At 70.0% G+C, this 4,009-nt stretch carries 4 protein-coding genes; 1 reads left to right on the top strand and 3 read right to left on the bottom strand.

From position 1 onward, the window contains the following. Positions 1-285 precede the first annotated feature (285 nt). On the bottom strand, positions 286-1,569 hold the full coding sequence (gene murA / locus G6018_RS07210; RefSeq protein ID WP_179524634.1) for a UDP-N-acetylglucosamine 1-carboxyvinyltransferase: 1,284 nt from the start codon (positions 1,567-1,569) through the stop codon (positions 286-288). Positions 1,570-1,714: 145 nt separating this feature from the next. Between murA and G6018_RS07205 the strand changes: the two genes are divergently transcribed. Continuing rightward, positions 1,715-2,302, top strand: a complete 588-nt coding sequence (locus tag G6018_RS07205; protein ID WP_182639259.1) for a cob(I)yrinic acid a,c-diamide adenosyltransferase — start codon at positions 1,715-1,717, stop codon at positions 2,300-2,302. Between the two features lie 110 nt (positions 2,303-2,412). On the opposite strand, the gene G6018_RS07200 is transcribed toward G6018_RS07205, so the two are convergent. Continuing rightward, on the bottom strand, positions 2,413-3,303 hold the full coding sequence (locus G6018_RS07200; protein WP_182639258.1) for a LuxR C-terminal-related transcriptional regulator: 891 nt from the start codon (positions 3,301-3,303) through the stop codon (positions 2,413-2,415). Positions 3,304-3,487: 184 nt separating this feature from the next. Beyond that, the coding region (locus G6018_RS07195) for a GTP-binding protein (RefSeq protein ID WP_182639257.1) at positions 3,488-4,009 on the bottom strand (522 nt) is incomplete at its 5' end.

Genomic DNA, 4,009 nt, shown 5'->3' with positions numbered 1-4,009 from the left:
AGTTCTCAAACAACACCACCACACCGCTCCCCGGACAGTCACCGACCACCGGATCACGAGGGACTCACACTCTTCGCCACCCATTTCGGGGCAACTTCTCCAGCCTAGCCACACAGACCCACCAAGTCAAAACCGGGCCCGCACAACCATCTGAAAACCGCCACCTGCCTCGGCCCGGGCCTCTCGGTCCGGGCTCGCTCTCGGCGACTTCCAATAAGTTACGCAGACGTGAACCCAAACGCAAATCGCCAGGTCAACGGCCAGAAAGCCGCGAGGCCGCTCGCGTCACCTGTGGGTGTCGACGCGCTCGATCCGGCCCCCCAGGGACCGCACCTTCTCGAGGAAGTCCGGGTACCCGCGGTCGATGTGGAAGATCTCGCAGACCTCGGTCACGGCGTCCCCGCACATCCCGGCGAGGACCAGTCCCGCGCCGGCGCGGATGTCACTGGCCCACACGGTCGCGGAGTCCAGGCGTTCACGGCCCCGGATCTTCGCGTGGTGCCCGTCGGTCTCGGCATCGACTCCCATGCGCACCATCTCCTCGACGAAGCGGAATCGTGCCTCGAAGAGGTTCTCGGTGATCACGGACGCGCCGTCCGCCACGGAGGCGAGGGCGATCGCCATCGGCTGGAGGTCGGTCGGGAAGCCGGGGAACGGCAGGGTCCGCACGTCCCGCGCGCGGGGACGTCCCTCCTGGATGACCCGGACCCAGTCCGGACCGGTCGAGACCTGCGCCCCCGCACCGCGGAGGTTCTCCAGCACCACGTGGATGAACATGGGATCGATGCCGGTGACGGTCACGTCACCCCGCGTCATCACCGCGCCCATCGCCCAGGTGGCGGCGACGATCCGGTCCCCTATCACCCGGTGACTCACCGGCGTCAGTGTCTCGACACCGTCGATGGTGATGGTGCTCGTCCCGGCCCCGCTGATGCGGGCACCCATCTTGGACAACAGGTCACAGATGTCGACGATCTCTGGTTCCCGGGCGGCGTTGACCAGCGTCGAGGTCCCGCGGGCCAGAACCGCGCCGAACAGAAATGTCTCCGTGGCACCCACGGAGGGGAACGCGAGCGTGTACCTGGCGCCCGTCAGCTCGGTTGCCTCGGCGACCAGTCGGCCGTGATCCATCCTCGTGGTGGCGCCCAGCTTCTCGAGCGCCTCGCGGTGCCAGTTGAGTGGCCGGTCCCCGATCGCGTCTCCGCCCGGCATCGCCAGCTCGGCACGGTGGTAGCGACCGACGAGGGGCCCGAGGATGCAGACGGATGCCCGCAGTCGCTGCGCGGCTTTGTCGTCCGAGACGTGCCCCAGGTCCGCCGGCGTGTCGATCACCACCGTTCCGCCCGAGATCTCGACGGTGCACCCCAGGTGCCGCAGCACGTCGGCCATCGCGGGCACGTCGGAGATGTCCGGGCAGTTGGTCAGTGTGGTCCGCCCCTCCGCCATCAGTGCCACCGCCATCAGCTTGAGCACGCTGTTCTTGGCGCCGGCGACAGAGACCTCGCCGGCCAGTCTGGTGCCGCCGGTGACGAGGAAGCTCTCCTCGCGGGACGTGGGGTTACCGCTCACGCGGTCCACCTTAGGCGAGAACCGGGGCGACCAGCGGAGCCCGCGCACCCTCGGGGCCACGCGAACGGGCGAGGCGACCACGGCAACGCGCGACCGGGCGAGGCGACCACGCGACCGCTCGACCGCGTACGCGTAGGTTGGCGTCATGGCTGTGCATCTCACCAAGATCTATACCCGGACCGGCGACGACGGCACCACGGGACTGTCCGACTTCTCCCGGGTGAGCAAGAACGACGCCCGACTGGACGCCTACGCGGACTGCGACGAGGCCAATGCCGCCCTGGGGGTAGCCCTGACCTGCGGCGATCTCGACAGCCGCATCGCCTCCGTGCTCCGGGTCGTACAGAACGACCTCTTCGACGCCGGGGCCGACCTCTCCACTCCTGTTGTCGACGCCCCCGAGTACCCCCCGTTGCGGATCGAGCAGTCCTACATCGAGCGACTGGAGGGGTGGATCGACGAGTTCAACGCCGAACTCGCCGACCTGACCTCGTTCATCCTGCCCGGTGGAACCCCCGGCGCCGCCCACCTGCACGTCGCCCGGACGGCGGTGAGGCGCGCCGAGCGAGCCGCCTGGGCCGCCGTCGAGGCATACCCCGAGACCACGTCCGTGCTGCCGGCCAAGTATCTCAACCGCCTGTCGGACCTTCTGTTCGTCCTGGGACGGGTGGCCAATCCGGAGGGCGACGTCCTCTGGGTTCCCGGCGGCGAGCGCGGCGCCGATCGCGGCTGATTAATCCGGAGCTCCCGGACCCCGGCCGCAGTGCCAGAGCCGCTCTCCTGTGCCCGAGCCGCTCCGCTGTCCCCGAACCGCCGTGCCCGAGCGTGCAGCCGCCCCGGGGGTCAGGGCAGAACGCCCATCCGACGCGCCGCGTTGACCGCCTCGAATCTGGTGTGCGCATCGAGTTTGCGCATGACCGAGCGCAGGTAGCTCTTCACCGTCTCCGCACCGATCCCCATGTCGGCGGCCGTCTCGATGTTCGTCTTGCCCTGCGCGACGCAGGCCAACACGTCGAGCTCGCGGCGCGACAGGCGTGCCGTGGGCATCTCCGGCGGCGGGGAGACCATCTCGGCGCAGATCCGTTCGAGCTCGGCACGCACGTCCGGGTCCTCGGTCCGGGAGGCCAGCATCCGCAGCCGGGCATGGGTGTCGCGCATGCGCTCGTTGGACAGGACGTCGTCCCAGCGCCCCTCACCCGCTCCCGGGCCCATCGGGGCCGCGCCTCGGGCCGCGAGGGCGTCGTTGACCGCGATCTCCTGCTCGAGGGCGCGGGCCGTGGCCGCCATCTGGTTGAGGACCTTCTCGCCGAAACGGACCGAGGAGTGCACGCCGGCGTAGAGCACGGCCCGCACGTCCTTGCCCACCACGACCGGGATCGCCGCCATCGACCGCAACCCCTCGGACAGCACGGGCAGGTCGTACTCGTGAGTGATCACACCGGCGCGCGGGTAATCGGCCACACCGACCGGCTTACCGGTCGCCATGACCCGGCCGCCGACCCCGGCGCCGTAGTGGATCATGAGATCCTTCATCGCCGAAGTCCGCATCCCCAGCGACTCCGACAGCACGAGTGTGTGACCCTCGCCGACCACGCCGCCGATGGTCACCGGGATCCCTGTGGCCTCGCGCAGGGCCGAGATCGCGCTGCGCACGGAGGCCAGATCGCGCCTGCGTCGCTGGGCTTCGCCCGCGCCACCTGCGACTCCACCACGGCCGGTATTCTCCTCGTCCACGAGGTCTCCTCCCACGTCCGTGGCATACCCCCACCGCGAGCCGGGGAAATCCCCCCGCGAGTGCCACACATCACCGTCGTCAGCGCCACTATACGCACGTGGCCGGGCTGATGCCGATCCCAGTCGGCCGCCGACGACCGATGTCCCCGGGGGTGCCCCACCCCGCTTCCCAACCGGAGTGCACTCAGGGAGTGAAAGCTGGATCGAATGCCTCGGGATCCTCGGGATCCGCCAGCATCGCGGCCGCTCCGGTGAGGGGCGCGACGCGCTGTTCGTCGTAGATCCACTCCTCGACGTCACTGGAGTCCGGGTCGCCCACCAGGTACGGGTGCAGGCCCAGATCGGCGTCCGCGTCGACCGCCTCCCCCGGCGCCAGCACGGAGTCGTCGAGGAACCGGGTCACCTCGTCGTCGTCGAGATCGACGCCGATCATCACCATCCCCTCGGTGCCCTCTCCGCCCGCACGGAGCTCGAGCCGGCGCCCCACCAGCGCGACCTCGTAGCGCCGTGGTCCGTCGGCGGTGCCCAGGGTCACCGTGCCCTTGGCGCGGTAGGCACCGGTCGGCGGCGAGGCGAGCGCGGACAGGAACCGGCGGGGGTGGAGGGGACCGGACGGGATCACGGTGAACGCCCGGTAGCCGTCGTGGAGATGGTCGTGGTCGTGCGGGTGGGCACGGCCGTCCGACGGCTCCCGGCCGTCCTCCGA

It is taken from the genome of Dietzia sp. DQ11-44 (assembly GCF_014145205.1).
Taxonomy (GTDB): domain Bacteria; phylum Actinomycetota; class Actinomycetes; order Mycobacteriales; family Mycobacteriaceae; genus Dietzia; species Dietzia natronolimnaea.
Note: the sequence above shows the minus strand (reverse complement) of the source record. Positions and strands in the feature narration are given on the sequence as shown.